Below are 25,685 nucleotides of genomic sequence, written 5' to 3'. Positions count from 1 at the left end.
CGGCTTCTCACTTTTCGGATTCGACCAGGCCGCGCACGAACCAGCGTTGCATCAGCACGACAACCAGGATCGGCGGCACGATGGCCAGCATCGCTGTGACCATGACCAGGTGCCATTCGGTGTCGGCATCGGCGAAGGAAACCATCTTTCTCAGCGCGATGACGATGGTGTTCATATCGTTGCTGTTGGTGACGAGCAGCGGCCAAAGATACTGCGTCCAGCCATAGATGAAGAGGATCACGAACAGCGCCGCGATGTTGGTGCGCGACAGCGGCAAGAGGATATCGAAGAAGAAGCGCCATGGCCCGGCACCGTCGACACGCGCCGCCTCGACCAATTCGCCCGGTATGGTCATGAAGAACTGGCGGAACAGCAGCGTCGCGGTGGCCGAGGCGATCAGCGGGATGATCAGGCCGGCATAGGTGTCGATCATGCCGAGATCGACCATCACCTTATAGGTCGGCAGGATGCGCACCTCCACGGGGAGCATCAAGGTGATGAAGATCAACCAGAAGAATGTCATGCGCAGGGGAAAGCGGAAGAACACGATCGCATACGCCGACAGGATCGAGATGAAGATCTTTCCCACCGCAACGCCGAGCGCCATGACCGTGGTGTTGAGGAGCAGTCGGCCGACGCTGATACCGCCGATGCGGCCAATGCCGCCGAACAGCGCCTCGCTGTAATTGTTCCATAGCTGGCCGCCGGGCAAGAGCGGCAGCGGCGGCCTGAGGATCGTTTGCAGCGTGTGTGTCGAGGCAACGAAAGTGTAGTAGATCGGAAAAGCCACGATCAATATGCCAAGGATGAGCACGGCATGGGCGATGAAGGTGCGGAGCGGGGACTGGCCGATCATCGCTGCCCTCAACCGTAATGGACTTTGCGTTCCACGTAGCGGAACTGGATGGCGGTGAGCGCAATGACGATGGCCATCAGGATGACCGACTGCGCCGCCGAGTCGCCCAGGATCAGATTGACGAAGCCGTCATTGTAGACCTTGTAGACCAGCGTCTCGGTCGTCTTGCCCGGGCCGCCGCCGGTGACGGCATGGACGATGCCGAACGTGTCGAACAGGGCATAGACGGTGTTGACGACCAGCAGGAAAAAGGTCGTCGGCGCAAGCAGCGGGAAGACGATGGTCCAGAAGCGCTTGGTCTCGCCGGCACCATCCATGGCCGCCGCCTCGATCAGCGTTTTCGGCACCGCCTGCAGGCCGGCGACGAAGAACAGGAAATTGTAGCTGATCTGCTTCCAGGCAGCCGCCGACACCAGCAGGATCATGGCGTGGGTGCCATTGAGCAGCGGATCCCAGGCGATGCCGAGGCTTCGCAGCAAATAGGCCAACGAGCCGATCGAAGGATTGAACAGAAAAAGCCACAGCATCCCGGCAATCGCCGGCGCCACGGCATAAGGCCATATCAACAGTGTGCGGTAGAGGCCTTTGCCGCGCAGTGCCTTCTCGGCCATGACCGCAAGCAAGAGGGCCGCACCCATGGCAACGATCGCGGTCGCAAGCGAAAACACCACCGTGACCTTGATCGAGTTGAGGTAGGCCGGATCGGCCAGCACCTTGCGGAAATTGGCGAACCAGACGAACTTGGTCCTCAGCCCGAACGGGTCCTGCCTGAGCATCGACTGGTAAAGCGCCTGGCCGGCTGGCCAGTAGAAGAAAACCAGCGTTATGGCGAGTTGTGGCGCCACCAGCAGGTAAGGCAGGATCTTGTTGGGAAAGACGATGCGTGGAGACAGGCTGATTTCCCTCGCTATCCAGGGGCCGCCCACGCGAGCTCGCGTGGGCGATATTCATCGACTAACCGAGATAGTCTCGTCAGTTCTCTAGCGCTTCCTTGATGGCGGCGTTGCCGCGCGTGACCGCATTGTCGAGCGCCTGCTGAGCGGTTTGCTGGCCGGCCAGCATCTTTTCGAACTCCTCGTTCTGGATATCGCGCACCTGCGGCAGGTTCGGCAGGCGCACGCCCTTCGAGTTGTCGGTGGGCGCCTTGCCCGTCATCTGCAGGATGGGTGTCTCGCGGCCGGGGTTCTTGTCATAGAAGCCTGATTTCTTGGTCGCGTCGTACGCAGCGAGCGTCACCGGCAGGTATCCCGACTTCTGATGCAGATATTCCTGCACATCGGTCTTGGACAGGTAGGAAAAGAAGGCCGCGACGCCCTTATATTGCTCGTCCGACTTGTTGCCGAACACCCACAGGCTTGCACCGCCCGGCGTGGTGTTCTGCGGCGCGCCCTTGGCGTCGCTATCGTAGGGAAGCTGGCCGATGCCATAATTCATGCCGGACTTGACGATGTCGCCGAGGCCGCCCGACGATTCGGTGAAGATGCCGCATTCGCCGGCGAGGAATATCTGCTTGGCTTCGGAGGTGCGCCCGCCATATTTGAAGGTGCCGTCCTTGGCGAGGTCTGCGAGCGCCTGGAAGTGGTTGACGAAGATCGGCGCGTTGATCTTGAGTTCGACATCACCGCCGGCCAGACCGTTCTGCTGGGTGGCCCAGGACACATCATTCCACGCCGCGAAATTCTCCAGATGGATCCAGGTCAGCCAGGTCGAGGTGTAGCCGCATGAGGCGGCGCCGCTCGCCTTGATCTTCTTGGCAGCTTCCCACACCTCGTTCCAGGTCTTGGGCGGGTTGTTCACGTCGAGGCCCGCCTTCTGGAAGATGTCCTTGTTGTAGTAAAGGATCGGCGAGGAGGAGTTGTAGGGGAAGGACAGCATGGTGCCGTCCGGCTTCGAATAATAGCCGACGATGCCGGGCAGATACTGGCTCTTGTCGAAGGTCATCCCGGCGCCGGTCATCACCTCGGCCACAGGCTTGATCGCACCCTCGGCCGCCATCATCACGCCGGTACCGACATCGAACACCTGGAGGATATCGGGCGCCTGGCCGGCGCGGAAGGCGGCGATGCCGGCATTCAGCGTCTCGGGATAGGTGCCTTTGAACACCGGAACCAGCTCATAGTCGCTCTGACTGGCGTTGAAATCCTTGGAGATCTTGTCGACGACCTCGGCGTTGGCGCCGGTCATGGCGTGCCACCAGCTGATCTGCGTGACGGCGAAAGCGGAGGTGGTGGAAAGCAGGGTCATGGTGGCGGCGACACCGGCCGCGAAGCCGAAGAACTTCATGTTTCATCTCCCGTTTTGTCATTGGCGAAAGGGCACTCTCGCAAAGGCAATATGTGCCGCTCGTGACAATTGGACAACGGTTTTGTTGCGGATCGATGAACTCGATCTCGGCTCAAAGTTGTGCACGCTTCCGGATGAGAGCCGATGGAAAGGAATTTGCCAAGCCGGCTTACGGTTCGAACAAGTGACGGAGATCGGCGCGATTGCCGGCGCCTAGTCCGACTTGCCGAGCGCCGTCTCGACCAGCCGCTTGGCATCCGGTCCGGACCATTCGGCCGGGCCGTTCATGTGAGCGATCAGGCAGCCTTCACCGTCGATCAGCATGGTGACCGGCAGGCCGAGCGCCAGGCCGCGCGTCTTGAGATCGTTGAACAGCGCCATCGTCGAATCACGGTAATAGCCGAGCGCCTCGACGCCGATTTCCTCGAGGAACTTCTTCGGCTTGGTGTCGTCGCCGGCATCGACATTGACCGCGACGACCTCGAAGGCGTCGCTGCCCATTTCTTTCTGCAGCGCGTCGAGCGCCGGCATTTCGGCGCGGCACGGCGCGCACCATGTCGCCCACAGATTGAGCAGCAGCATCTTGCCGGCACGGTCGGCGAGCGTCATCGGCTTGCCGCCAGGGTCGTTGAAGGCAAGGCTTTTCAGCGATTGCGGCGGATCGGCCGGCAAGAGTGCGGCAACCTGGCCGGTGGCAGCCGCCGCGACCGTCTTGGCGCGGTCAGCCTTGGCGGCGCAGGCGACATCGTCCTTGCTGTCGTCAACGGCGACTTGAGCGGGCGCGTTGTTGCCAGAACCGCTCTCGCTGACATATACCGCGACCGCGCCGGCCAGCACGCCCGCCACCAAAGCGGCGAGGATGAGGCGCGGGGCCGGAAAAAATCGATTGCCGTCTGCCATTTTTTAAAAACTGCTCCGGAGCACGGGTTATAGCGATGAGCGACAAGAAGGCCAGCAACCAGATGTGGGGCGGACGTTTTGCCTCGGGTCCGGCCGCGATCATGGAAGCCATCAACGCGTCGATCTCGTTCGACCGCAAGCTCTATGCGCAGGATATCAGAGGCTCGATCGCCCATAGCGAGATGCTGGCGCAAACGGGCATTATTTCGGCGGCCGATCAAGAAAAAATCGCTCACGGGCTGAACACGATCCTGGCAGAGATCGAAGCCGGCACGTTCGAGTTCTCGACCAGGCTGGAAGACATCCACATGAATGTCGAGGCTCGCCTTGCCGAGCTGATCGGGCCAGCCGCCGGCCGCCTGCACACCGCCCGTTCGCGCAACGACCAGGTGGCGGTCGATCTCAGACTGTGGGTCAAGGACGAGTGCTTTCGCGTCGCCGAGGCGCTGAAGGGCCTGATCACGGCGTTCCTGGAACGGGCCGCGGAGCATGCGGCAACTGTGATGCCTGGCTTCACCCATATGCAGGCGGCGCAGCCGGTGACCTTCGGCCATCACTGCATGGCCTATGTCGAGATGTTTTCGCGCGATCTGTCTCGTGTTCGCGACGCCATCGAACGGATGGACGAAAGCCCGCTCGGTGCGGCCGCCCTTGCCGGCACCAGCTTTCCGATCGACCGGCACCAGACGGCCAAGGCGCTCGGCTTCCGCGAGCCGATGCGCAATTCCCTGGACAGCGTTTCGGACCGCGATTTCGCGCTCGAGTTTCTGGGGCTGGCGGCAATCTGCGCGACGCATCTGTCGCGGCTGGCCGAAGAGATCATCATCTGGTCGACGCCGCAATTCGGCTTCGTCAGGCTGTCGGACTCATTCTCTACCGGCTCCTCGATCATGCCGCAGAAAAAGAACCCCGACGCCGCCGAACTGGTGCGCGGCAAGACTGGCCGCGTCACTGGCCATCTGGTCGGCCTGCTGACTGTCATGAAGGGCATGCCGCTGACCTACGGCAAGGACATGCAGGAGGACAAGGAATCCGTGTTCGACGCCGCCGAGACGCTTGACCTGATGCTGGCGGCGATGACCGGCATGGTGCGCGACATGACGGTGAACGCCGCCGCCATGAAGAAGGCCGCCGGGTCAGGCTATGCGACCGCGACCGATCTCGCCGACTGGCTGGTGCGCACCCTCGGCCTGCCGTTCCGCGAGGCGCATCACGTCACCGGCCGCGCGGTAGCGCTGGCGGAAGAGAGGAAGATCGGGCTCGACAGGCTGCCGCTGGAAGACTTGCGGTCCATTCACGCAGGGATCACGGCGGACGTGTTTTCCGTGCTTGCCGTGCAGAACTCGGTGAAGAGCCGCACGAGCTTCGGCGGCACCGCGCCGTCGGAAGTGAGGAAGCAGATCCGATACTGGAAAAAGCACATCGCCAAGGCGTGATGCTCGTGCGGCGAATCCGAAATTCGCATCACGTTGGAGCAGCGCGGCGAGCGAATTTCGGATTCAAAAGCCGCACGAATTAATTAATGAATTCTAGTGTGGTTTTGGATTTGAAGTTCCTCAACGCGAATGCCATCAATGCCAGGAACTTCAAATCCACCACACTAGGTGCAATGCCAGAAAAACTCGGCTAAAAGCGGCGGGCAAAAGTTTCGGACGGATGGATCGATGACCGCAAGCAGGATTTTGGTGACGCTGACGCTGCTGGCGGCGCTAGCAACCGTAACGGCCTGCGGCAGGAAGTCCGGGCTCGAGACGCCCTATGAGGCGGCCGTGCAGGCGCGCAAGGACGCACAAAAGGCCGAGCAGCCCGTGCCGCCCGAGCCGGAAAAACCGGTCAAGGACAAGAAGTTCATTCTGGACCCGCTGATCTAGAGCCGATGAGATCGGCCGATCTCATCGTGCTCCAACTTCCGGAACCACTCTCGTGAACCATTTCGACTACCGCGACGGCGTGCTGCATGCCGAGGACGTGGCGATCCCGGATATCGCCGCAAGCATCGGCACGCCGTTCTATTGTTATTCGACGGCGACGCTGACCAGGCATTTCCGCGTGTTTACGCAAGCCTTTGCCGGGCTGGACGCGCTGGTCTGCTACGCCATGAAGGCGAATTCCAACCAGGCGGTGCTGAAGATCCTGGCAAAACTCGGCGCCGGCGCCGACGTGGTCTCGGAAGGCGAATTGCGCCGCGCGCTGGCCGCCGGCATTCCGGCCAACAAGATCCTGTTTTCCGGCGTCGGCAAGACCGCGCGCGAAATGGATTTTGCGCTCTCGGCCGGCATTCTCTGCTTCAACGTCGAATCCGAACCGGAACTTGAATTGCTGTCGGCCCGCGCCACGGCGCTGGGCAAGGTCGCGTCGATCTCGCTGCGCATCAACCCGGATGTCGATGCCAAGACCCACAAGAAGATCTCCACCGGCAGGGCCGAGAACAAGTTCGGCATTCCCTGGCAGAAGGCGCGCCAGGTCTATGCCCGCGCGGCTGAACTGCCTGGCATCAAGGTCACCGGTATCGACACCCATATCGGCAGCCAGATCACCGAATTGCAGCCCTTCGACGACGCCTTCGCGCTGCTGGTGGAACTGGTCGGCGTGCTGCGTGCCGACGGGCACGCCATCGAGCATATCGATCTCGGTGGCGGCCTCGGCATTCCCTACCGCGTCGACAACAGCCCGCCTCCCTTGCCGGACGCTTATGCCCAGATCGTCACGAAGCACGTCGCCAAGCTCGGGCTGAAGGTCATGTTTGAGCCGGGCCGGCTGATCGTCGGCAATGCCGGCATCCTTGTCTCGCAAGTGATCTTCGTAAAGGAGGGCGACGCCAAGAATTTCCTGGTTGTCGACGCCGCGATGAACGATCTGATCCGGCCGACGCTTTACGACGCCTTCCATGACATCAAGCCGGTGGTGCAGCAGCCGGCCGCGGCGCCGCGCATGACGGTCGACGTCGTCGGCCCGGTCTGCGAGACCGGCGATTATCTCGGCCTCGACCGCGACCTGCCCCGGCCGAAGGCCGGCGACCTGATCGCCATCGCCACCGCCGGCGCTTATGGCGCGGTGCAGGCCGGCACTTACAACACCAGGCCGCTGGTGCCCGAAGTGCTGGTCGACGGCGACCGTTTCCATGTCGTGCGCCCGCGCCAGACTTATGACGAGCTAATCGGACTGGATTCGCTGCCTGATTGGCTGAGGTAGACGCGTCGTCCCCTATCGCCCTTTAGTTGCGGTCGCGCGCGATCAAGCGACCTCGGCTTCCTTGGCGGCGCGACGACTTGCGGCGGTGGATGCGACGCGTCGCGAGGAAATGGCAAGTGCGTCGAAATCGACATGGCTAGGTCGAAAGCACCCTTCACAACTCGGGGCGGCAGCGGTCCTGCGGCGCCTCGCACCGAAAATTTCTGTATATACAAAAAAACTTGCAAGTGATGCGCTTTCTGTATATACAAAAATACCAGCAGGGGCTGACGGCGGTGAGATTTGAGTGGGACGACGAAAAGGCTAGGAAGAACAAAGCTAAACACGGCGTGTCGTTCGAGTTTGCCGAGATTTTCGATTTCGACAGCGCAATGATCTTTGAAGATGCGACTGAAGATTATGGCGAGGAAAGGTTCGTGGGGATCGGCTTCATCGGCAACAAGATACACCAGATCGCTTACACACCGCGCAACGGAAATATCCGGGTCATTTCGCTCCGGCGCGCCACCAAAGAGGAGATTAGGAGCTATGTCGAATACATCGAAACCGGCTACTAAAAGTGGTGGCGCCCATGTCAGAGCGAAGCGGGCGCCCTCCCCCATCAGGAAGGCTACATTGATCGGTACAAGCGAGCCGTCAAAAGTAAGCTTATTGAAGCGGGCTAAGGCCGCTCTTGATGAAATGACGGCTGAAGAAGACGCCGCAATCACCGCCGCGGCTAGAACTGATCCTGACGCGCAACCAAACTTAGTAGCAAAGCGCGGGAGGCCTCGATCAGAGCACGCCAAGGTCGCAATATTGTTGAGGCTGGACCCTGACATCGTTGAGAGCTTCAAGAAAAGCGGGTCGGGCTGGCAGACGCGCATGAATGCGGCATTGCGCAAAGCTGCCGATCTCGACTGAGCACGGCGGCGGGGTGAGCGATCATTCCGCCGTCAGCGCAACCTCGACCGGCTACAGCCGGTGCTGAATCAGCGTTCTGGTCTCGGCGATCCTGCCCTCGTCGCGGCGATAGAATGTCCACTGCTTGATGCGTTTGCTGCGCAGAAGGCCCGCCTGGGTCAGCACCCGCATATGCGCGCTGAGCGTCGCCTGGGTGATGCCAAGCTTTTCGGCGATGAGCAGCGCGCAGACGCCGTCCTCGACCAGATCGCCATCCGCTTGGCGTGGGAAATGCGCGCGCGGATCCTTCAGCCAATCGAGGATTTGCAGCCTGCGCTCGTTGGCAATCGCCTTGAAGACATCAACCTCTTGCATTTAGCCATTTTGCTAAGTTACTAATTGATGTCAACCCTCGGGAGCAGGCCATGCTGAACGGCAATAGGATCACACGCGAACGCATCGCCGCAATGGAACCGCGCATCCGGCCATTCCTGCGCCACACGCCGGTGCTGCGCGTCGACATGGCCGATTTCGGCCGTCCGCCTGTTAGCGTCGACCTGAAGCTCGAATGCCTGCAGCATTCCGGCTCGTTCAAGGCGCGCGGCGCTTTCACCAATCTTCTCGAGCGGCCGGTTCCCAAGGCTGGCGTCGTCGCCGCATCCGGCGGCAATCATGGTGCCGCGGTCGCTTATGCCGCCATGCGGCTCGGCCACAAGGCGACAATTTTCGTTCCCGAAGTGAGCCCGCCGGCCAAGCTGGAACGCATCCGCGGCTACGGCGCCGAGCTGGTCGTCGGCGGCGCGCGCTATGCCGAGGCGCTGGCCGCCAGCGAGAGTTTCGCGGAAAAGTCCGGTGCCCTGCAGATCCACGCATTCAACCAGGAGGAAACGCTGGTCGGCCAAGGCACGCTCGGCCTCGAGATCGAGGCCGACCTGCCTGATCTCGACACGCTGCTGGTCGCCGTTGGTGGCGGCGGCCTGATCGGCGGTATCGCCGCCTGGTTTGCCGGACGCATCAGGATCATCGCCGTCGAGCCCGAGGGTGCGCCGACGCTTCATCGCGCCTTCGAGGCCGGCCGGCCCGTCGACGCCCCGGCGGAAGGCATCGCTGCCGACTCGCTGGCGCCGAAGCGCGTCGGCGAAATGATGTTTCCAATCGCCGAAGCCTTCGTCGAGCGTTCCATATTGGTCAGCGACGACGAGATCATCGCCGCGCAGGCGGCGCTTTGGGATCGGGTGCGAATCATCTCCGAGCCGGGTGGCGCCGCCACCTTCGCGGCGATCCTGTCCGGCCGCTACGCGCCGGCTGCGGGCGAGCGTGTCGCCGTGCTGGTCTGCGGTGCAAACGCCAATCCGGCTAAATTCTGACGATAGTAGGGGTAGTCCTGTTCACGTTTTAGGGAACTGCCTCGCCTTCGCCGTGTTTCTTGGTATGTTTGGAGCGACGTGCATCTAAGACTTTGAGTCCTTCGCATCCGATTTTCGGGCCGGTGCGATAGATTTGTGAGGTTCGGGTTATCCCGCCCGAACAGGAAGGGCCGATGACGCAACGACCCACCTTCACCAGCGATCGCAGCCTGGCCGGGCGCCTTGCCCTGAGCCGGCTGGCGACGCGGGTCTCGATGACGGTCGAGCGTGGCTGGCCGTTGCTGCTGCCGCTGGTCATCGTCGCCAGCCTGTTCCTCAGCGTCTCGTGGCTCGGCCTCTTCCTTCTGCTGCCCGACACTGCACGCGTCGGCCTCGTGGCAGTGTTCAGCATCGCCGCCGTTGCAGCACTCTATCCCCTGCGTTTCTTCCGCGTGCCGACCAGCGCCGAGATCGACCGGCGCATCGAGGCGGCCAACCAGTTGCTGCACAGCCCGGTGCTGGTGCAGACCGACCGGCCGAGCGGCAGGGAAAGCATTTTTTCGCAAGCGCTGTGGCGCGAGCACCAGAAACGCATGGCCGAAAAACTCGGCGACCTCGGTGGCGACCTGCCGCGCACCCGGGTGCCGGAGCGCGACCCGTGGGGGCTGCGCGCCGTGGCGGCGCTTTTGTTGGTCACCGCTTTTGCCTTCTCCTTCGGACCGTCGGGCGGCCGCATCGCAGACGGGTTCAGTGCCCACGCGGCGCGCGACGCCGTGCCGCCGCGCATCGACGCCTGGGTGACGCCGCCGGCCTACACCGGCAGGCCGCCGGTCTTCCTCACTTCCCCAGCCCTCGCCAACCCAGCCCTCGCCGACAATGGCAATCAGGCTGTGTCCACCTTCACCGTTCCGGAAGGCAGCGATGTGTCGCTGCGCGTCACCGGCGGTTCCGGCGAGGAAACGCTGAGCTACGCCGACGCCGACGGCAACGCCCGCACCATCGAGCCGGCCGGTCAGCAGGCCGACGCGGCCAAGCCGGCGGCGGCAACGCCCTCCACCGCAACGCCCTCCACGGTGCGCCAGTTCACCGGAAAGCTGACGGCCAACGGCACGCTAACGCTGAACTCGGGCAATGACGAACTCGGCAACTGGGCCTTCGCGGTGATCCCTGACAAGCCGCCGCAGATCCGCTTCGTCGGCGAGCCGAAACGCGCCGTCAATGGCTCCTTCGAACTCAACTACCAGATCGACGACGACTATGGTGCGGCCTCCGCCAAGGCGGATTTCGAATTGGCCGACCCACCGGCGCCGAATGCGCATCCGCTCTATGGCCCGCCCGAAATGCCGCTGACGCTGCCGCGCCGCGGCGCCAAGGGGAATGCCGCCAAGACCACGAAGGACTTGACCGAGCATGTCTGGGCCGGCGGCAACATCAAGCTCACGCTTGTCGCCACCGACGACGCCGGACATGCGGCAACCAGCGAAACCAAGACGCTGGTGATGCCGGAGCGGCCTTTCTCCAACCCGCTGGCGAGGGCCGTGATCGAGCAGCGTCGCGTGCTGGCGCTCGACGCCAACGCCAAGAGCCGCGTGCTCGACCTGATGGATGCGATCACGCTCAGGCCTGAAGACACGTTCGAAAACATGGCGCACTACCTCGCCATCATGAGCGCCCGCACCCGGTTGAAGATAGCCGACAGCGACGACAAGTTGCGCGACGAGGTCGCCTATCTGTGGGAGATCGCGCTCGGCATCGAGGAAGGCAATCTTTCGGAGGCCGAGCGGCGGCTGCGCCAGGCGCAGCAGGCGCTGCAGGACGCGATCAAGAATGGCGCCAGCGACGAGGAAATCGACAAGGCGATGAAGGAACTCCGCGAGGCGATGAACCAGTTCCTGCAGGAATTCGCCCAGCGTGCACAGCAGAATCCGAACGCGCCGCAGATGCAGCAGAACGGCCAGGAACTGCGCCAGAGCGACATCGAACGCATGATGGACCAGATCGAAAACCTGGCGAAATCAGGCGACCGCGACAGCGCGCAGCAATTGCTTTCGCAACTGCAGGACATGATGAACAACCTGCAGGCCGGACGTCAGCAGCAGGGCGGTCAGCAAAACAGCGAAATGCGCCAGCAGATGGACAAGCTCGGCGAGATCATGCGGCGCCAGCAGGAGATGATGAACGAGACCTTCCGCATGGACCAGATGCAGCGCGGCCAGCAACAGCGCGGGCAGAATCGCGACGAGCAGCTCGGCGAGAACGGTGAGCAGGGCCAAATGGGCGAACAGGGCGAGCAGCCCGGCCCAGGTGAAGACCGCGATCCGCTCGGCCGGCCGAAGCCGATGACGCCGCAGGAATTCGCCGACGCGCTGAAGCAGTTGCAGGAAGGCCAGGGCAAGCTGCAAGGCGACCTCGACCAGTTGAGAAAAGGCCTCGAAGGCATGGGTCTCGAGCCCAACGAAGGGTTTGGCGAGGCCGGCAAATCCATGGGCAACGCCGAACAGGCGCTTGGCGACAGCGATGGCGACCAGGCCGTCGGTCACCAGGGCCGCGCGCTGGAAGCGTTGCGCAAGGGCGCCAAGGACATGATGAAGCAATTGCAGGCCATGCAGGGCGACGAGGGCGAAGGCGAGCGGGGCGGCCGCCAGCAGAACGCCGACCGCGATCCGCTCGGCCGGCCGCGCGCTACCGAAGGTCCCGATTTCGGCGATTCGGTGAAGGTCCCGGACGAAATCGACGTGCAGCGCGCCCGCCAGATCCTCGAAGCGATCCGCAAGCGGCTCGGCAACGCGCTCAGCCCCGACATCGAGCGCAGCTATCTGGAGCGGCTGCTGGAGCTGAAATAAAGCCGTCCTCTATATCAGGAAGATCGCCGTGCGCGGATCCAGGTGGCCGCCATCGCCGGGCTGCACACTTTTGGGCGATATGCTCCAGGGTCAAACCCCAATCACTCTGAACGACCGAATTCGACCCTTTTCTGCCGTTCCATCGGAGAGGTTGAAGGGGAAACCATGACCCGTTCCCGCCGTTCGGGTTGGAGCCCGCCACGACGCAAGTTGACCCGGAACCGGACCTTATGCGCCAGATGTCATCCTCGATGAGTCACTTCCACGGCAGTCCTGCGGCGCTGAGGCGTGACAACAGTTTATTCCTGAACTCCGGACCGCGCGCCTGCTGCAATTGATCGACATGCTTGCCGGTCAACGTGGGCGACTCGCGCGAGACGAACGACACGTCTTTCCGCGCAGACTTGAGATCGCCTATCCCGACGTAGGATGCTGCCCGCAGGAGCCGTGCCCAGTGGTATTCAGGCAGGACCATCAGAAATCGATCAAACGAGGCAGTCGCGGCGTCATAGTTCCCCGCGGCGTATTCGGCATCGCCCCTGAACAGAAAGATCGGATGATAATCCGGACTGAGAAGGTTGGCCCGCGCGAAAGCTGCCTGTGCACCTTCGAGATCTCCGGCGTAAGTCAGCCCGATTCCCAGCCAGGTACGGCACTCTGCATCGTTCGGATTGAGTGCGATGGCCCGCCGCAGGCAGCCAAGGCCCGTCTGCAAGTTTCCGAGATAAGTCTCGGCCAATCCGAGAGCACTGAGCAGACATGCTTCCCGGTCATCGCAACGAAGTCCGGCCCGCGCCTCATCACCAGCCCGGCGAAAGGCCTGGATGGGGTCACTGGACCATCCGTTGAAGCAGGAGTGGAAGTCGACCCAGGCAAGAGTCTCTCTTATCAAGGCATGGTCTGGCTCGGCGGCGAGGAGCCTTTCACAAAGACGCCGCGCTACGACCATGCCTTTCGCCGTCGGCCGTTCGACGTGGTAAAATGCCTTCAGATAGAGCTTGCGGCGCTGAACTGCTTCCTCGAGGGCGGGCGGGCCTGCCGCATGCTTCATCAACACCTGGAACAGGTTTCCGCTGATCACGCCTGTCAATTCGTCATGCGATGACGTCTGGGCGAGATCGTATCTTGCGCTCCAGACCTCGACTTCCTCCTGGGCGTCCACGAGATGCGCGAAGGCGTGCGTGGCCTTGTCCTGGCGATGGACCGCGACTTCCAGGACATAGTTGGCTCCCGTGGTCCTGCCGATTTCCTTGACAGTGAGATGCCGCTTCGCGAGCGCGAACATTGTGGCCGCTGCGACGATTCCGATTTGGGAGAAGCGGCCGAGCTCTGCGGTCAACGCGCGCGTCAATGCATCCGCGTCGGTCTTTGTTTTGCCGAACTGACCCTTGACCGGCATCACCGCCAGCCGCGGTTTTCCGCTTTGATGGCCGATCTCGACGTGCTGGTCCGAGCCGTTGCTAGCGCCGGAAGCGCCGGCAAAATACGCCGCGAGCCCGATCTTGGTGCGCACGCCAAGTTTTTCGTAGATGGCCGCAAGGTGGGTGCGAACAGTGGTTGGGGCAATGAAAAGTGCATTGCCGATTTCGCGATAGGTCATGCCGGTTGCGAATTTTTCCGCGACCGCGCGCTCGCGACCCGACAAGGCATCGAGCGTCTGCGCTTTCGAAGCGTCATTGAGCGTCATGGTGGAACCCGTCCCAGGACAGAATACTACAAATGCAGGAGGTCGAATACTGCATCTGCCCGATCACGCCGCAGGCGCACGCGTTGCAAGATCGCTTGCAGCAACAAGCTGCAATCAGGGGAGGTTTCCATGCGTCCTGTTTCCGTAGTGCTGGCATGCACGATGGTGAGTTTTTCCGCCGCGCAGTCGCCGTCGTTCGCAAGAGGATGCAGGCAGGCGCTGGAATCGGATGTGAAAATCGCGAGCATGCGCCTCTATGCCGACATCCTGGCCAATGCCGCCCGCAACGGCTGGGACTACACGCCTGAATCGATCGTCAGCGGCTCAAAGCGGCATTTCGAGGAGATGAAGCTCCAGTTGAACGACGCCGGCTATGAGATCGGGCCCGTCGGCGTCCGCCTGTATTGCAAACGGTGGGACAAGCTCGCCGCCCGCTAGCAACCAGCGTTCCGCCCTTTGCGGCGCAAGCTTTATCGAGACATTGATATGTCGAAGGTGCAGGCCAACTGTCTGCTGCTGCTGGCTGCTGCCTTTTGGGGTTTCGGTAATGTCGCGCAGAAGACCGTTCTGGATCATCTCGATCCGCTCAGCGCCGTGGGCATGCGCTGCCTGATCGCAGGGCTCATGGTCGCGCCGCTGACGATGCTCGAATGGGGAAGGAAATTCGGACCCGGCTATTGGATGAGCCTCATCAAAATCAGCGTTCTGTTTTCGATTTCGATCACTGTCCAGCAGGTCTCCTACCTCGATACCTCGGTCACCAATGCGAGCTTCCTGGTGAGCACCGCAACGGTGATGACGGCGTTGGTTCTCCTGGGGCGATCATCTGCGCAGCGAATATGAGATCGAGCAATTTGCGCTGGTTCGTGGGAGGACGAGGCGGACCCGTTCTAGCGCGGGCAGATACCTGCTTCCGTTACCTGACGCTTGCGACCCGTGCTGAAGCTCCAGATCGGCCAGGAGACAGCGGAATCGGACCCGGCGAACGGCAGCTATCCCATGATCGCCTCCAGAACCAGTCAGTCTGGAATCGGCCCAATCAAGACGTTCGCCACATCGGAGCCCAGCGTCCGCTCCTGGCGCTACCTACACATTCCGTTAGTCGGCTCAGACGACAAGATTCCACCCTTCCACGTCCTTCTTCTGGAGACGTTGAAGGGAAAACCTGACTCAAAGGGAACATGGCGGCTGCACATCTGCTACGACACACTGTCGAAAACCCGTGTCGGTACGGTTCGGTTATGACAACGGATCCCCTGCCCAGACCAGCAGACGCCGAGCATCTCACCAAAGCGCTTCGCCGATCCGGCGCAGTGGGTACAGTGTGCGTTTCGAACGTCGTGGTGATGAGCTCGCTAAAGAAGCTACGTTCCCACACATTACGGCTGCACCTGGATTACGAGGGTCCGGCCGGAGACGCGCCGAGTTCCGTGATTTTAAAGATGGGACATCTCGACAGCGCCGGTCATCCGTCAAACACGAATGATCGCGAGATCGCGTTCTACCGTGACATCGCCCCCGCCCTCCCAGCACGCGTAGTGCCACACTGTTTTGAGGCCATCGACGCTGCGGGCGGGACTGCGTGGCATCTTCTGCTTGAAGACCTTACGGATTCGCATTTCATCGCCACTGCCTGGCCGCTGCCGCCCTCATTGGAGCAATGCGAAAGCATTGTGCAGGCATGGGCGCGCTTCCACGCTGCTTGGTGGGATCATCCACGTCTAGGCGTTTCAGTGGGCGACGCAACTTCGTGGGAGCGACACTTGGGAGGTTTCGCGGAGCGGTTCGAGTGCTCCACCGATCGCTTCGGCGAGTTCATGCCTCGCGAGAGGCGCGATCTCTACGAACGATTGATCGAGCAAACGCCCCTTCTGCTCGGACGCACCCGTCGCAATCTTACCGTCATTCATGGCGATGCGCATTGGTGGAACTGCTTCTTGCCGCGGCCGGTAAACAGGGAGGGCGTCCGGTTTATTGATTGGGAAAGTTGGCACATCGGCACAGCGACGATGGACCTCGCCTATATGATGGCCATGCTTTGGTATCCCGATCGCCGGCGACGGATGGAGCGACCGCTGCTGGACCTCTACCATGCGGAACTCTTGACACGTGGCGTGAGCGGCTATGACCGCCAGGCGCTGGGCGACGATTATCGCCTGTCAGCGCTTTGGCTAATCACAAGACCCGTGGCGCAGGCCATGAACAACATTCCCCCGCGGGTCTGGTGGAACAACCTCGAGCGCATCATGCTGGCGGTTGACGATCTCGGCTGCCGCGATCTGCTTTCATAAGTGCGAGGCAGCAACAACTGTAATTCCTAATCCAATGGACCGAACTGCAGTGTTCCACCCATCTCGGTCATCGGCGGCAGCCAACCGATTGAGTCTGAATCCTAGAGCGGCGGACTATCAAGTCGAACCGTGCCGCGCTCTATCTTTTGTTTGAGCATCGGATTTTCCCAAAACCGGTACCCACTTTAGTCCGATGCTCTAGCGGTTGGTGAACGCCTCGCGGATCGCCTCCTCCATGCCGTCGATGGCCTCGCCGGAAGCGTTCGGATTGCGGCGCAGCACCACGTTCGAGGAATCGATGTCGCCGAACCCATCGGCGGCCGTAAGTTCGCGGCAGCCGGCCGGGATGTTGCTGCGCGAGATCGGCGCGATCGCCAGCCCGGAGGTGACGGCGAGCCGCAGGCCGCCATTGGTGTCGCTGGTATAAGCGACACGATAGGCGAGGCCGCGCTGCTCCAGCGACTTGATCGCGAAATCCTTGCACCAGCCGGCACGGTTGTAGAGTGCGATCGGCACCGGCCGCTCCTCATGCATGTGATGCAGCTCCGACGTCACCCACACGGTCGGGTCATGCATCAGCACCTCACCGCCGGAGAGATCCTGCCATTCGAACACCACCGCCAGATCGAGTTCGCCGGCGGCGAGCGCCGCGATCTGCGCACCGGAATGCGCGTAGCGGACGGTGATGTCGACCTGAGGATGGCGCTTGGCAAAGGCGCCGAGCGCGCGCGACAGGATCGCGTGGCCATATTCCTCCGGGATGCCGATGCGCACCGGCCCGCCAAGCGGCGCCGCGACCATCGATGCCGCCGTCTCGTCCAGCAGCGATACGATCCGGCGGGCGTTGACGATGAGTTCGCCGCCGCGGCGCGTCAGCGCCACACCACGCGAGCCACGCTCGAACAGGCTGTCGCCGACCACATCTTCGAGCTTCTTCATCTGCATCGAAACCGCCGATTGGGTACGGCCGGCCTGCTCCGCTGCCTTGGTGAAATTGCCGGTGTCGGCAACCGCGACGAAGGTGCGCAGCAGATCGCTGTCGAGCGTGGGCTTCATTTGTCCGCCATAAGAAAATATGATTGCTGGCATCATTCCAATTCGTTTGCAACATGTCGAACGGCAGATAATAGTCACCTCACCCATTGGATATGCGGCTGCGAAATCGGCCGCGGACCAATCTAGAGTCCTCACTCGTACCCGCTGCCCGAAACGGTGGCGGGTTCTTTTTGATGCATGTCGCCCAAAAGTGCGCAGCGGTTTTGGGACAGCGACATGCATCACCAAAAATTACCAGGCCCGGCTCTCGGGCCGCACACGCAAGGAGCCGCTGAACGACATGCAGAACCGGATCGTTTTCGGCATGGCAAGCCTTTGCCTCGGCGTTCTGGTGTTCTCGCTCCAGGACCCGCTGATCAAGGCCGTATCGAGCACTTATCCGGTGACCGAGGTGATGGCGATCCGCTCGATCGTCGCCCTGCCCATTCTTCTCGTGCTTGTTCATGCCGATGTTGGGGTCAGCGCGATCTTTTCGAAGCGGTTTCGCATGCTGACGATGCGCGCCTTCATCCTGTTCACCTCCTACACGGTCTACTACCTGGCGATCGCCGCCCTGCCGCTTGCCGACGCGGTGGCGCTCTATTTCATGGCACCACTGTTCATCATGGCGCTTGCCGGCCCTTATCTCGGCGAACGGGTGGCGTGGCAGACGCTGGTCACCGTCATGGTCGGAATGCTGGGCGTGCTGGTGATGCTGCGGCCCGGTGCCGGGCTGTTCGACTGGGCGGCGCTGCTGTCGCTGGCCTCGGCGGTTCTGTACGGCTTTTCGCAGTTGATGGCCCGCAAGATCGGTGACACCGAATCATCCACGGTCATGGCGTTCTATCAAAACGGCGTCTATCTCCTGGGCGCTGCAGCGGTCGCCGGGCTGTTCTGGCTGGCAGGAATAGCTCACGCCACGCATCCGAGCCTCGAATTCCTGGTCAGGCCATGGATCTGGCCGACGCCGATCGATCTTCTGACGATGGCCGCCTGCGGCTTGGTCGCTTCGGCTGGGATGATCCTGTTGTCGCAGGCCTACCGGCTGGCGCCCGCCAACAGCGTCGCCACCTTCGAATACACCGGCATCATCTGGTCGCCGCTGTGGGGTTTCCTGTTCTTTGCCGAAGTGCCGCGATCGACCACCGTCGTCGGCGCCGCCCTCATCATCGGCGCCGGTCTGTTCGCGCTCCATGCCAGCCGGCGCCGGAGCAGCGGGCCGGCAATCGCGGCGACCTGCGATCCCGCCTGACCGCGATTAGGCTTGGATTCTAGGCAAAACAGGCGAGCGCCTGTTCGACACGCGCGCGGATTTCGGCCAGCGTGAACGGCTTCTGCACGACGTCCACAATGACGCTGTTCAGTTCCTCGGCGCGCTCGCGCTGGTCGGCATAGCCGGTCATCAGCAAGATCTTCATCGCCGGGAATAGCGACGCCGCCGCCTTGGCCATCTGGATGCCGTCCATTTCCGGCATGCGGATATCGGACACGACAAGGTCGTAGCTGCCACGTGCTGCGCGGATCAGGGCAAGCCCTTGCGCGCCGTCGGCGGCGATGTCGATCATATGCCCGGCGCGTTCGAGCGCGCGGGCGGCGAGGGTGCGGACGGACTCATCGTCCTCGACGATCAGGAGCTTTGCCATAGCGGAATGTTTGGCGGGGAAAAGTTGACGTTTTCTGAAGGAGCCGAGATCAGTGAGGCCTTTTCAGAATTCGCTCCGGCGAGTCAGATGGCGTGGTGACCGTCGCAGTAGAATTATCAAAAGGTCTCAGGCGTCGCCCTTGACGACGCCGACAAACGGCAGTTCGCGAAAGGCGTGGGCGACATCCATGCCGTAGCCGACGACGAAATAGTCGGGGCAGTCGAAGCCGACATAGTCGGCGTTGAGCGCGGTCCGGCGGCGCATGCGCTTGTCAAGCAGCACGGCGATGGCGCAGCTTTTGGCGCCGCGCGACAGCATCAGGTCGCGGGTGAAGGACAGCGTCTTGCCGGATTCGAGAATGTCGTCGATCAACAGCACGTCGCGGCCGGCGACCTCATTGTCGATGTCGCGCAGCACCCTCACCTCGCCGCTGGTGGTGCCGGCGCCGTAGCTGGAGATGAAGATGAACTCGACCTCGGGCGACAGGCCGACATCGTGCATGGCGCGAATGAGATCGGCGGCGAAAATGAACGATCCTTTCAGCACCGAAATCACCAGAAGGTCCTGATAGTCGCGCTCGGCGATCTCCTTGGCGAGCTCCAGATTGCGGCGGGCAATCGCCGACGCCGAAAACAGAACCTCGATATCCTTGCCGCGCACGACTGGCATTGGCAGCCTTTCCAGAAATGATCGCCCTAGTTGGCGAAGGTGACCGAGACGGTCCTGACCCCGTTTCTAGGCATGTCGAGCCGGCTCGAAAAGCCAAATCTTTCGCCGGGCGCTAGCGAACGGTTGGATGTCTCCAGCGTATAGCGGGTTGTGCGCCTGTCATTGCCGGTGACCCGGATTTCCAGCGGCGGCAACGGCGACGGACTGGCGCCGTCATTCGCGGCCTCGCCACCGACGAACAGGACAGGTTTCGGCCCGGACGCATCGATACGCGACGTAACGCCTGAAATGGTGAGTGCAGCGCCCGTTTCCTGTGCCGCAAGAAAAAGCGGCGCCTGGCGCACCAGCGCGTGCCCGCCCGAGACCCAGAAGGCTGCAAACACGGCACTGAGGCCGGCGATCCAGAAGATCGGCCCGCCGCGCGCCCGCAGCCGTTCCATCGCGGCTTTGGGCTTGCGCAGCATGTCCATGCCTTCGAGCGATGGCGTGGCGATCGCGCGCGAAAGCGGCGGTGAAGGGTCCATGCTGGCGGTGCGGCGCGGCAGCACCTCGTAGTCGGCATCGACGATGTCGTCGGCCGGATCACGCATGATGCGTTCCGGCGCAGGATTTGCGGCCGCACCGGTCATGATTTCGCCGGAAACCGGGCGCGCGGTTCGATCCTCAGCCATCATGGCTCCAGCACTACGGCACTTGTTCGCTCTTCGTTTCTTTTGCGTAAACGGAAATGGTTAACGCTTCCCCATCGGTACCCCTGTGACGCGCCCAAAAAACCTCAGAATTAACCGCCGGTTAACCATGCCGGCCGATGGTCTTTTCTCAGAGATGGCTGGCTCGTCGCCGCCGCAAGTTTCAGGTCGTCGAACGTGATCCGCTTCGAAAATGTCGGCCTCCGCTATGGCATGGGTCCGGAAATCCTCCGCGACATTTCCTTGCACATACCGGAGCGCTCCTTCCAGTTCCTGAGCGGCCCTTCGGGCGCCGGCAAGACGACGCTGCTGCGGCTTTTGTTCATGTCGCTCAAGCCGACGCGCGGACTGATCACCATCTTCGGCAAGGACCGCTCGCGCATCTCGCGCACCGAGCTGCCGCATCTGCGGCGGCGCATCGGCGTCGTGTTCCAGGACTTTCGCCTGCTCGACCACATGACGACCTACGAGAACGTGGCCTTACCGCTGCGCGTGCGCGGTCGCGAGGAGGCGAGCTACCGCACCGACGTGACCGAGCTCTTGAAATGGGTCGGCCTTGGCGAGCGTATGCATGTGCTGCCGCCGGTGCTGTCGGGTGGCGAGAAACAGCGTGCCGCAATTGCCAGGGCGCTAATCGAGCAGCCCGAGATCCTGCTTGCCGACGAGCCGACCGGCAATGTCGATCCGCCGCTGGCGCGGCGCCTGTTGCGGCTGTTCATCGAACTCAACCGACTGGGCACCGCGGTGGTGATCGCAACCCACGACCTCGGCCTGATGGAACAGGTCGACGCACGGCGCCTGATCCTGGCCGGCGGAAGGCTGGATATCTATGACTGACCATTCCGTTCAGCATGTCGAAGACCAGCACGCCGGGAAGGCTGCGACGACGCAGCGCGTTCAGCGCAAGATGGCGCCGATCGTGCCGGCGCAGAACATCGCCGGCCGGGCTCTGGTCCTGGTCATCGCCATCATGACGTTCCTCTCCTGCCTGGCCTTCGGCGCGGTGACGCTGGTGCGCGACACCGCCTCTGTCTGGGAGAACCAGATCTCACGCGAGGCGACGATCCGGATCAAGCCGGTAGACGGCCTCGACATGGAGGCAGCACTTGCCCAGGCCTCGCAGATCGCCGGCGAATTTCCTGGCGTGACGAGCGCCAGGATCGTCGACCGCGATGCCACGGCGCGGCTACTGGAGCCGTGGCTCGGCTCGGGTCTCAACATCGACGACCTGCCGGTGCCGCGTCTGATCATCGTCACCATAGACGAGAACAACCCGCCCGACTTCGCCGCAATGCGCGCCGCGATTACGCCGAAGCTGCCCAGTGCAGCGCTTGACGACCATCGCACCTGGGTCGACCGGCTGGTGGCTATGGCCCGCACCACGGTGACCATCGGCATCGCCGTGCTGGCGCTGATGCTGTCGGCAACCGTGCTGACCGTGGTGTTCGCGACGCGCGGCGCCATGGCCGGCAACGGCCACATCATCGAGGTGCTGCATTTCGTCGGCGCCGAAGCGCGCTTTATCGCGCGCGAATTCCGCCACCATTTTCTAGTCACCGGTATGAAGGGCGCAGCCGCCGGGGGTGCGGCGGCGGTGCTCGTCTTCATCGTCTTCTCATGGTGGTCGTCGCGCAACATGGCAACGCCTGAGGCAGATCAGGCGACCGCCTTGTTCGGCAATTTCGCCATCGGTTCGGCGGGCTATCTCGGCGTCGTCCTCATGGTGCTGGTCATCGGTGCGCTGACGGCGGCAACCTCCCATGTCACCGTCGTCACCTATCTCAGCGACATCGATGTCCGCCAACCGGACGCGGGGTGATCACGAATAGAGAATTAACGTAACGTAATGTGTGCTTTTTCACCTACTAAACGCCGCATTTCGGGGTTAACGATAGACACGATGGACGCGCGCGACTCGACCGGAATGGCTGGACAGTTGCCCTTGGTGATTACGCGTTCCCGCGAGCGCGCCAAGCCCAGCCGATTGGCGGGCGCGTTGCGTATCTCCGCTTTCTTTCTGCTCGTGCTGGCAACGCTGTTTGCCGGCGGCTTCGGCTGGTTCGCCAACACCGTCAGCCGTCTCGCGACGCCTACCAATCCGGCAAAAGCCGATGCCATCATCGTGCTGACCGGCGGCCATTCGCGTCTCGACGCCGCTATGGGTCTGCTGGCATCCGGCAAGGGCGAGCGGCTGCTGATCAGCGGCGTGCATCCTTCCGCCAGCCGCCGCCAGCTTCAGGTCGCGACGCGCGGCGACAAGAAATTGTTTTCCTGTTGCGTCGATATCGACCGCGCCGCGCTCGACACGATCGGCAATGCCGAGGAAAGTGCCAAGTGGGTGGAAGACCACGCCTATGGCACCGTGATCCTCGTCACCAACAACTATCACATGCCGCGCAGCCTGCTGGAAATGGGCCGGCTGCTGCACAAGGCCAAGCTCGAGCCCTATCCGGTGGTCAACAGCAATCTCGGCAATGGCGGCTGGCTGACCAAGCCCAGGGCGCTGCGCGTGCTGTTCACCGAGTACAACAAATATCTGCTGGCGCTGGCGCGCGGCATCGTGCCGGTGAAGCCAACGCCAACCGGTATCGCGCTGGCCGAGGCTGCTGCGCCGAACTGAGCCGATCTGGAACCGACATCATTCCTTGACCGTAGCGCTTGAGGCTCCGCGCAGGCGCGCGATCTCCTGTTCGAGACGTTCGATACGCTTGTCCCGCTCGGCCAGCGCCGCCGCCACATCGGCCGCTTCGAAACGCTGCGGAATATGCTGCGGGCAATTGGAATCCCAGGCCGAAACGGTGAACAGGATGATTTGCTCTGGGCGCGCCTTATAGCCTTCCGGCATCAGCTTCGCCATCAGTTCGGCGTCGTCTTCTACGACACGCGCACTGCCCCAGATCTTGATGCGCTGCCGGTGCGCATAGTCGATCAGGAACAGGAAAGCGCGGGGGTTGTCGTCCAGATTGCCCTGGGTGATGAATTGCCTGTTGCCGGAGAAATCGGCGAAGCCGATCGTCCGCTCGTCGAGCACCTTGAGAAAGCCGGCCGGCCCGCCGCGATGCTGGATGTAGGGCTGGCCCTCACCATTGGCCGTCGACAGGAAGATACTGGTCTGCGCCTCGATGAAGGCGGCGAGATCGGGCGTGATATCAGCTTGCCAGCTGCCGCGCTCCTCGACGCGGGCATAGGCATCACGTGAGCCTTTGCGGGCCTGGATCGCCTTGACGGTTGGCGTAAAGGCGACATCGCTGGTGAAGGCGTGAGCATGCATGGAAAGCCTCTTTCAAAGGCCGAGTTCCGATAGAGAGGGATGATCGTCCGGCCGGCGGCCAAGCGGCCAATGATATTTGCGGTCGGCCTCGAGGATCGGCAGGTCGTTGATGCTGGCGATGCGCAAGCGCATCAATCCATGCTCATCGAACTCCCAGTTCTCGTTGCCGTAGCTGCGAAACCACGAGCCGCTGTCGTCGTGCCATTCATAAGCGAAACGCACGGCGATACGGTTGTCGCGGAAGGCCCAGACCTCCTTGATGAGCCGGTAGTCGCGTTCGCGACCCCATTTGCGTGTGAGGAAGGTCTGGATGGCGTCGCGCCCTTGCAGGAACTCGGCCCGGTTGCGCCAGCGGCTGTCGATTGTGTAGGCAAGCGCGACCCGTGCCGGATCACGGGAATTCCAGGCATCCTCCGCCATGCGTGCCTTCTTTACGGCGGTTTCGGCGGTGAATGGCGGGAGCGGCGGGCGGCTTTCAGACATGGAACTCCTTGTGATGGGCTAACGACACACCGGTCGCTGAATTCAGGCTGCCCTGCGGGCAGAAACGACCGGAAAGTCGATCTCCGTCCTGGCAACCTCATTGACATAGTTGGTCCAGACATTGAGAGCGACATGCTGGACGATCTCGATGACCTGCGCATCGTCGTAGCCTGCGAGCCTGACGGCGCTGAGATCCTCGTCACCGATATGGCCGCGGTCGCGCGCAATCTTGGTGGCGAAACGCACGGCTGCGGCGGCCTTGGGATCGTTGGAGCCGCCCGCGCGGTTGGCGACCATTTCGGCATCGTCCAGCTTGGCGAGGTTCTTGCCGAGATAGGTGTGGGCGGAAAGACAGTAGCTGCAGCCATTGATCTCGGCGATCGCCAGAGCGATGCGCTCGCGCGTCGGCGCGGGCAGGCGGCCTTTGGCAAGCGCTCCGGACAGACTGAGATAGCCTTCAAGCGCAGCCGGGCTATTGGAAACAAGCCTGAAGAGGTTTGGCACGACGCCGAGTTGCTTCTCGACGGCATGTAACATCGGCTGCGACGCAGCAGGCGCGGCCTCTATGGACGCGGGTGTAGGGATACGGGGCATCGGCATTCCTTCTCGTCGATCAGCTTCGCGGCCAAACATGGCCCCTTCCATCCTTCGGATGTAGATGTCATATTTGCAATCAATCCTTCCACTTTCCGGGAGAAACATGGATCGCCTCGAGGCCATGTCGCTTTTTGTCGCCGCAGTGGAGGCCGGCAGCCTTTCGGCCGCCGGACGCCATTTCGGCATCCCGCTTGCAACGGTCAGCCGCAAGGTCTCCGACCTGGAGCGGCATCTGAAGACGCGTCTCCTGAACCGCTCGACGCGGCAGCTGACGCTGACCGACGCGGGTCACGCCTACCTCGCTGCCTGCCATCGCATTCTCGACGAGGTCGGCGAGGCCGAGCGTACCGCCGCCGGCGAATACAGCGCGCCGACGGGCGAACTGATCATCACCGCACCGATCGTCTTTGGCCGCCTGCATGTGCTGCCGGTCGTCACTGGCTTCCTCGCCGCCTACCCCGACGTGGCTATCCGCCTGATGCTCGCGGACCGGATAACCCAGTTGACCGAGGAGCACATCGATCTCGCCGTCCGCATCGGCGAGCTTCCCGACTCGAGCCTGGTGGCCACCCGCGTCGGCTCGATCCGGCGCGTTGTTTGCGCGAGCCCGGCCTATCTGGCCGAGCACGGCATGCCAAAGACGCCGAAAGACCTCGCGGCACACAGCTGCATCACCTTCGAGGGGCTCACCGCTCCCGCCGCATGGACTTTTGCCACCGGCAAGACCGAACTCGCTGTTCCGATCCGCTCGCGGCTTCGGGTCAATACCGCGGAAGCGGCGATCGATGCCGCGATTGCCGGCGTCGGGATGACGAGGGTGCTCTCGTACCAGATCACAGCTGCGGTGCGGTCGGGCACGCTCTGCGCCGTGCTGGAGGCATTCGAGCCGCAGCCATGGTCGGTTAGTCTCGTGCATGCCGGCCAGGGTCTACTGCCGGTGAAACTGCGCGCGTTCCTCGATTTCGCCGCCCCACGCCTGAAGAAGCGGCTGATGCAAGCGACGTGGCAGGCCTGACGA

At 62.5% G+C, this 25,685-nt stretch carries 29 protein-coding genes; 15 read left to right on the top strand and 14 right to left on the bottom strand.

Features of this window, described 5'->3' with window-relative positions; all coding sequences use genetic code 11:
* Positions 1 to 7: 7 nt before the first annotated feature.
* The 4 genes from ugpE to tlpA form a co-directional block, all read right to left on the bottom strand.
* Entirely contained in the window at positions 8 to 856 is an 849-nt protein-coding gene (gene ugpE, locus IHQ72_RS07540; RefSeq protein WP_258121863.1) for a sn-glycerol-3-phosphate ABC transporter permease UgpE, read from the bottom strand.
* An 8-nt stretch (positions 857 to 864) separates the two neighbouring features.
* On the bottom strand, positions 865 to 1,749 hold the full coding sequence (gene ugpA / locus IHQ72_RS07535) for a sn-glycerol-3-phosphate ABC transporter permease UgpA (RefSeq protein WP_258123770.1): 885 nt from the start codon (positions 1,747 to 1,749) through the stop codon (positions 865 to 867).
* A 79-nt stretch (positions 1,750 to 1,828) separates the two neighbouring features.
* Positions 1,829 to 3,139, bottom strand: coding sequence for a sn-glycerol-3-phosphate ABC transporter substrate-binding protein UgpB (ugpB, locus tag IHQ72_RS07530; protein WP_258121862.1), 1,311 nt, complete (start codon positions 3,137 to 3,139; stop codon positions 1,829 to 1,831).
* Positions 3,140 to 3,352: 213 nt separating this feature from the next.
* Positions 3,353 to 4,039 carry a thiol:disulfide interchange protein TlpA gene (tlpA, locus tag IHQ72_RS07525; protein ID WP_258121861.1) on the bottom strand — a complete coding sequence of 229 codons (687 nt, stop codon included), beginning with the start codon at positions 4,037 to 4,039 and terminating at the stop codon, positions 3,353 to 3,355.
* A gap of 35 nt (positions 4,040 to 4,074) precedes the next feature.
* On the opposite strand from tlpA, the gene argH reads away from it, so the two are divergent.
* The 5 genes from argH to IHQ72_RS07500 all read left to right on the top strand — a co-directional run bounded on the left by argH (position 4,075) and on the right by IHQ72_RS07500 (position 8,134).
* Positions 4,075 to 5,475, top strand: coding sequence for an argininosuccinate lyase (gene argH / locus IHQ72_RS07520; RefSeq protein WP_258121860.1), 1,401 nt, complete (start codon positions 4,075 to 4,077; stop codon positions 5,473 to 5,475).
* Positions 5,476 to 5,703: 228 nt separating this feature from the next.
* The gene (locus IHQ72_RS07515; RefSeq protein ID WP_192356009.1) at positions 5,704 to 5,910 is read left to right on the top strand and encodes a lipoprotein; all 207 of its coding nucleotides are present in this window, start codon (positions 5,704 to 5,706) and stop codon (positions 5,908 to 5,910) included.
* A gap of 52 nt (positions 5,911 to 5,962) precedes the next feature.
* Entirely contained in the window at positions 5,963 to 7,231 is a 1,269-nt protein-coding gene (gene lysA / locus IHQ72_RS07510; RefSeq protein WP_258121859.1) for a diaminopimelate decarboxylase, read from the top strand.
* A 230-nt stretch (positions 7,232 to 7,461) separates the two neighbouring features.
* Positions 7,462 to 7,788 (top strand): BrnT family toxin, encoded by a 327-nt coding sequence (locus tag IHQ72_RS07505; RefSeq protein WP_258123769.1) that lies wholly within the window; start codon positions 7,462 to 7,464, stop codon positions 7,786 to 7,788.
* Positions 7,789 to 7,846: 58 nt separating this feature from the next.
* Positions 7,847 to 8,134: a BrnA antitoxin family protein gene (locus tag IHQ72_RS07500; protein WP_258121858.1), complete on the top strand. Its 288-nt coding sequence runs from the start codon at positions 7,847 to 7,849 to the stop codon at positions 8,132 to 8,134.
* A 51-nt stretch (positions 8,135 to 8,185) separates the two neighbouring features.
* On the opposite strand, the gene IHQ72_RS07495 is transcribed toward IHQ72_RS07500, so the two are convergent.
* Entirely contained in the window at positions 8,186 to 8,488 is a 303-nt protein-coding gene (locus IHQ72_RS07495) for an ArsR/SmtB family transcription factor (protein WP_258121857.1), read from the bottom strand.
* 50 nt (positions 8,489 to 8,538) lie between these two features.
* On the opposite strand from IHQ72_RS07495, the gene IHQ72_RS07490 reads away from it, so the two are divergent.
* Together IHQ72_RS07490 and IHQ72_RS07485 are read left to right on the top strand one after the other, a co-directional pair.
* The gene (locus tag IHQ72_RS07490) at positions 8,539 to 9,480 is read left to right on the top strand and encodes a threonine/serine dehydratase (protein ID WP_258121856.1); all 942 of its coding nucleotides are present in this window, start codon (positions 8,539 to 8,541) and stop codon (positions 9,478 to 9,480) included.
* Between the two features lie 173 nt (positions 9,481 to 9,653).
* Positions 9,654 to 12,302: a TIGR02302 family protein gene (locus IHQ72_RS07485; RefSeq protein ID WP_258121855.1), complete on the top strand. Its 2,649-nt coding sequence runs from the start codon at positions 9,654 to 9,656 to the stop codon at positions 12,300 to 12,302.
* A gap of 256 nt (positions 12,303 to 12,558) precedes the next feature.
* On the opposite strand, the gene IHQ72_RS07480 is transcribed toward IHQ72_RS07485, so the two are convergent.
* Both IHQ72_RS07480 and IHQ72_RS07475 read right to left on the bottom strand, forming a co-directional pair.
* Positions 12,559 to 13,989: a LuxR C-terminal-related transcriptional regulator gene (locus tag IHQ72_RS07480; RefSeq protein WP_258121854.1), complete on the bottom strand. Its 1,431-nt coding sequence runs from the start codon at positions 13,987 to 13,989 to the stop codon at positions 12,559 to 12,561.
* A gap of 26 nt (positions 13,990 to 14,015) precedes the next feature.
* Positions 14,016 to 14,237 (bottom strand): hypothetical protein, encoded by a 222-nt coding sequence (locus tag IHQ72_RS07475; protein ID WP_258121853.1) that lies wholly within the window; start codon positions 14,235 to 14,237, stop codon positions 14,016 to 14,018.
* On the opposite strand from IHQ72_RS07475, the gene IHQ72_RS07470 reads away from it, so the two are divergent.
* The 3 genes from IHQ72_RS07470 (at position 14,221) to IHQ72_RS07460 (ending at position 16,280) form a co-directional block, all read left to right on the top strand.
* Entirely contained in the window at positions 14,221 to 14,427 is a 207-nt protein-coding gene (locus IHQ72_RS07470; RefSeq protein ID WP_258121852.1) for a hypothetical protein, read from the top strand. The genes IHQ72_RS07475 and IHQ72_RS07470 overlap by 17 nt on opposite strands.
* A gap of 48 nt (positions 14,428 to 14,475) precedes the next feature.
* Positions 14,476 to 14,832 (top strand): EamA family transporter, encoded by a 357-nt coding sequence (locus IHQ72_RS07465; protein ID WP_258121851.1) that lies wholly within the window; start codon positions 14,476 to 14,478, stop codon positions 14,830 to 14,832.
* Between the two features lie 338 nt (positions 14,833 to 15,170).
* The gene (locus IHQ72_RS07460) at positions 15,171 to 16,280 is read left to right on the top strand and encodes a phosphotransferase (protein WP_309508786.1); all 1,110 of its coding nucleotides are present in this window, start codon (positions 15,171 to 15,173) and stop codon (positions 16,278 to 16,280) included.
* A gap of 198 nt (positions 16,281 to 16,478) precedes the next feature.
* Here IHQ72_RS07460 and IHQ72_RS07455 read toward each other — a convergent pair whose 3' ends face one another.
* The gene (locus IHQ72_RS07455; RefSeq protein WP_123148637.1) at positions 16,479 to 17,336 is read right to left on the bottom strand and encodes a LysR family transcriptional regulator; all 858 of its coding nucleotides are present in this window, start codon (positions 17,334 to 17,336) and stop codon (positions 16,479 to 16,481) included.
* A gap of 280 nt (positions 17,337 to 17,616) precedes the next feature.
* On the opposite strand from IHQ72_RS07455, the gene IHQ72_RS07450 reads away from it, so the two are divergent.
* A complete protein-coding gene (locus IHQ72_RS07450) occupies positions 17,617 to 18,567 on the top strand; it encodes a DMT family transporter (protein WP_258121849.1) in 951 nt (316 codons plus the stop codon).
* A gap of 19 nt (positions 18,568 to 18,586) precedes the next feature.
* On the opposite strand, the gene IHQ72_RS07445 is transcribed toward IHQ72_RS07450, so the two are convergent.
* The 3 genes from IHQ72_RS07445 to IHQ72_RS07435 form a co-directional block, all read right to left on the bottom strand.
* Entirely contained in the window at positions 18,587 to 18,958 is a 372-nt protein-coding gene (locus IHQ72_RS07445; protein ID WP_258121848.1) for a response regulator, read from the bottom strand.
* 126 nt (positions 18,959 to 19,084) lie between these two features.
* A complete protein-coding gene (gene hpt, locus IHQ72_RS07440) occupies positions 19,085 to 19,627 on the bottom strand; it encodes a hypoxanthine phosphoribosyltransferase (protein ID WP_258121847.1) in 543 nt (180 codons plus the stop codon).
* A 26-nt stretch (positions 19,628 to 19,653) separates the two neighbouring features.
* Entirely contained in the window at positions 19,654 to 20,301 is a 648-nt protein-coding gene (locus tag IHQ72_RS07435) for a hypothetical protein (protein WP_258121846.1), read from the bottom strand.
* 192 nt (positions 20,302 to 20,493) lie between these two features.
* Between IHQ72_RS07435 and ftsE the strand changes: the two genes are divergently transcribed.
* From ftsE to IHQ72_RS07420, 3 genes are all read left to right on the top strand, one after another.
* Entirely contained in the window at positions 20,494 to 21,153 is a 660-nt protein-coding gene (ftsE, locus tag IHQ72_RS07430; RefSeq protein WP_195178105.1) for a cell division ATP-binding protein FtsE, read from the top strand.
* Entirely contained in the window at positions 21,146 to 22,135 is a 990-nt protein-coding gene (locus tag IHQ72_RS07425) for a cell division protein FtsX (RefSeq protein WP_258121845.1), read from the top strand. The genes ftsE and IHQ72_RS07425 overlap by 8 nt, the downstream gene beginning before the upstream one ends.
* Positions 22,136 to 22,216: 81 nt before the next feature.
* A complete protein-coding gene (locus IHQ72_RS07420) occupies positions 22,217 to 22,936 on the top strand; it encodes a YdcF family protein (protein ID WP_258121844.1) in 720 nt (239 codons plus the stop codon).
* A gap of 18 nt (positions 22,937 to 22,954) precedes the next feature.
* Here IHQ72_RS07420 and IHQ72_RS07415 read toward each other — a convergent pair whose 3' ends face one another.
* The 3 genes from IHQ72_RS07415 to IHQ72_RS07405 are packed head-to-tail and all read right to left on the bottom strand — an operon-like array spanning position 22,955 to position 24,664.
* Positions 22,955 to 23,587: a pyridoxamine 5'-phosphate oxidase family protein gene (locus tag IHQ72_RS07415; RefSeq protein WP_258121843.1), complete on the bottom strand. Its 633-nt coding sequence runs from the start codon at positions 23,585 to 23,587 to the stop codon at positions 22,955 to 22,957.
* Between the two features lie 12 nt (positions 23,588 to 23,599).
* Entirely contained in the window at positions 23,600 to 24,070 is a 471-nt protein-coding gene (locus tag IHQ72_RS07410) for a nuclear transport factor 2 family protein (RefSeq protein WP_258121842.1), read from the bottom strand.
* Between the two features lie 42 nt (positions 24,071 to 24,112).
* Positions 24,113 to 24,664: a carboxymuconolactone decarboxylase family protein gene (locus IHQ72_RS07405; RefSeq protein ID WP_258121841.1), complete on the bottom strand. Its 552-nt coding sequence runs from the start codon at positions 24,662 to 24,664 to the stop codon at positions 24,113 to 24,115.
* Positions 24,665 to 24,770: 106 nt separating this feature from the next.
* Between IHQ72_RS07405 and IHQ72_RS07400 the strand changes: the two genes are divergently transcribed.
* On the top strand, positions 24,771 to 25,682 hold the full coding sequence (locus tag IHQ72_RS07400; RefSeq protein WP_258121840.1) for a LysR family transcriptional regulator: 912 nt from the start codon (positions 24,771 to 24,773) through the stop codon (positions 25,680 to 25,682).
* Positions 25,683 to 25,685: the final 3 nt, after the last annotated feature.

The sequence above is a fragment of the Mesorhizobium onobrychidis genome (genome assembly GCF_024707545.1).
Lineage (GTDB): Bacteria > Pseudomonadota > Alphaproteobacteria > Rhizobiales > Rhizobiaceae > Mesorhizobium > Mesorhizobium onobrychidis.
Note: the sequence above shows the minus strand (reverse complement) of the source record. Positions and strands in the feature narration are given on the sequence as shown.

Excerpts from the sequence above, each read along its gene's own strand:
- ugpE (WP_258121863.1), bottom strand. The coding sequence starts at position 856 with ATGATCGGCCAGTCCCCGCTCCGCACCTTCATCGCCCATGCCGTGCTC.
- ugpB (WP_258121862.1), bottom strand. The coding sequence starts at position 3,139 with ATGAAGTTCTTCGGCTTCGCGGCCGGTGTCGCCGCCACCATGACCCTG.
- tlpA (WP_258121861.1), bottom strand. The coding sequence starts at position 4,039 with ATGGCAGACGGCAATCGATTTTTTCCGGCCCCGCGCCTCATCCTCGCC.
- argH (WP_258121860.1), top strand. The coding sequence starts at position 4,075 with ATGAGCGACAAGAAGGCCAGCAACCAGATGTGGGGCGGACGTTTTGCC.
- IHQ72_RS07515 (WP_192356009.1), top strand. The coding sequence starts at position 5,704 with ATGACCGCAAGCAGGATTTTGGTGACGCTGACGCTGCTGGCGGCGCTA.
- IHQ72_RS07505 (WP_258123769.1), top strand. The coding sequence starts at position 7,462 with ATGCGCTTTCTGTATATACAAAAATACCAGCAGGGGCTGACGGCGGTG.
- IHQ72_RS07495 (WP_258121857.1), bottom strand. The coding sequence starts at position 8,488 with ATGCAAGAGGTTGATGTCTTCAAGGCGATTGCCAACGAGCGCAGGCTG.
- IHQ72_RS07490 (WP_258121856.1), top strand. The coding sequence starts at position 8,539 with ATGCTGAACGGCAATAGGATCACACGCGAACGCATCGCCGCAATGGAA.
- IHQ72_RS07485 (WP_258121855.1), top strand. The coding sequence starts at position 9,654 with ATGACGCAACGACCCACCTTCACCAGCGATCGCAGCCTGGCCGGGCGC.
- IHQ72_RS07480 (WP_258121854.1), bottom strand. The coding sequence starts at position 13,989 with ATGACGCTCAATGACGCTTCGAAAGCGCAGACGCTCGATGCCTTGTCG.
- IHQ72_RS07475 (WP_258121853.1), bottom strand. The coding sequence starts at position 14,237 with ATGCTCGCGATTTTCACATCCGATTCCAGCGCCTGCCTGCATCCTCTT.
- IHQ72_RS07465 (WP_258121851.1), top strand. The coding sequence starts at position 14,476 with ATGTCGAAGGTGCAGGCCAACTGTCTGCTGCTGCTGGCTGCTGCCTTT.
- IHQ72_RS07460 (WP_309508786.1), top strand. The coding sequence starts at position 15,171 with ATGGCGGCTGCACATCTGCTACGACACACTGTCGAAAACCCGTGTCGG.
- IHQ72_RS07455 (WP_123148637.1), bottom strand. The coding sequence starts at position 17,336 with ATGAAGCCCACGCTCGACAGCGATCTGCTGCGCACCTTCGTCGCGGTT.
- IHQ72_RS07450 (WP_258121849.1), top strand. The coding sequence starts at position 17,617 with ATGCAGAACCGGATCGTTTTCGGCATGGCAAGCCTTTGCCTCGGCGTT.
- IHQ72_RS07445 (WP_258121848.1), bottom strand. The coding sequence starts at position 18,958 with ATGGCAAAGCTCCTGATCGTCGAGGACGATGAGTCCGTCCGCACCCTC.
- hpt (WP_258121847.1), bottom strand. The coding sequence starts at position 19,627 with ATGCCAGTCGTGCGCGGCAAGGATATCGAGGTTCTGTTTTCGGCGTCG.
- IHQ72_RS07435 (WP_258121846.1), bottom strand. The coding sequence starts at position 20,301 with ATGATGGCTGAGGATCGAACCGCGCGCCCGGTTTCCGGCGAAATCATG.
- IHQ72_RS07425 (WP_258121845.1), top strand. The coding sequence starts at position 21,146 with ATGACTGACCATTCCGTTCAGCATGTCGAAGACCAGCACGCCGGGAAG.
- IHQ72_RS07420 (WP_258121844.1), top strand. The coding sequence starts at position 22,217 with ATGGACGCGCGCGACTCGACCGGAATGGCTGGACAGTTGCCCTTGGTG.
- IHQ72_RS07415 (WP_258121843.1), bottom strand. The coding sequence starts at position 23,587 with ATGCATGCTCACGCCTTCACCAGCGATGTCGCCTTTACGCCAACCGTC.
- IHQ72_RS07410 (WP_258121842.1), bottom strand. The coding sequence starts at position 24,070 with ATGTCTGAAAGCCGCCCGCCGCTCCCGCCATTCACCGCCGAAACCGCC.
- IHQ72_RS07405 (WP_258121841.1), bottom strand. The coding sequence starts at position 24,664 with ATGCCCCGTATCCCTACACCCGCGTCCATAGAGGCCGCGCCTGCTGCG.
- IHQ72_RS07400 (WP_258121840.1), top strand. The coding sequence starts at position 24,771 with ATGGATCGCCTCGAGGCCATGTCGCTTTTTGTCGCCGCAGTGGAGGCC.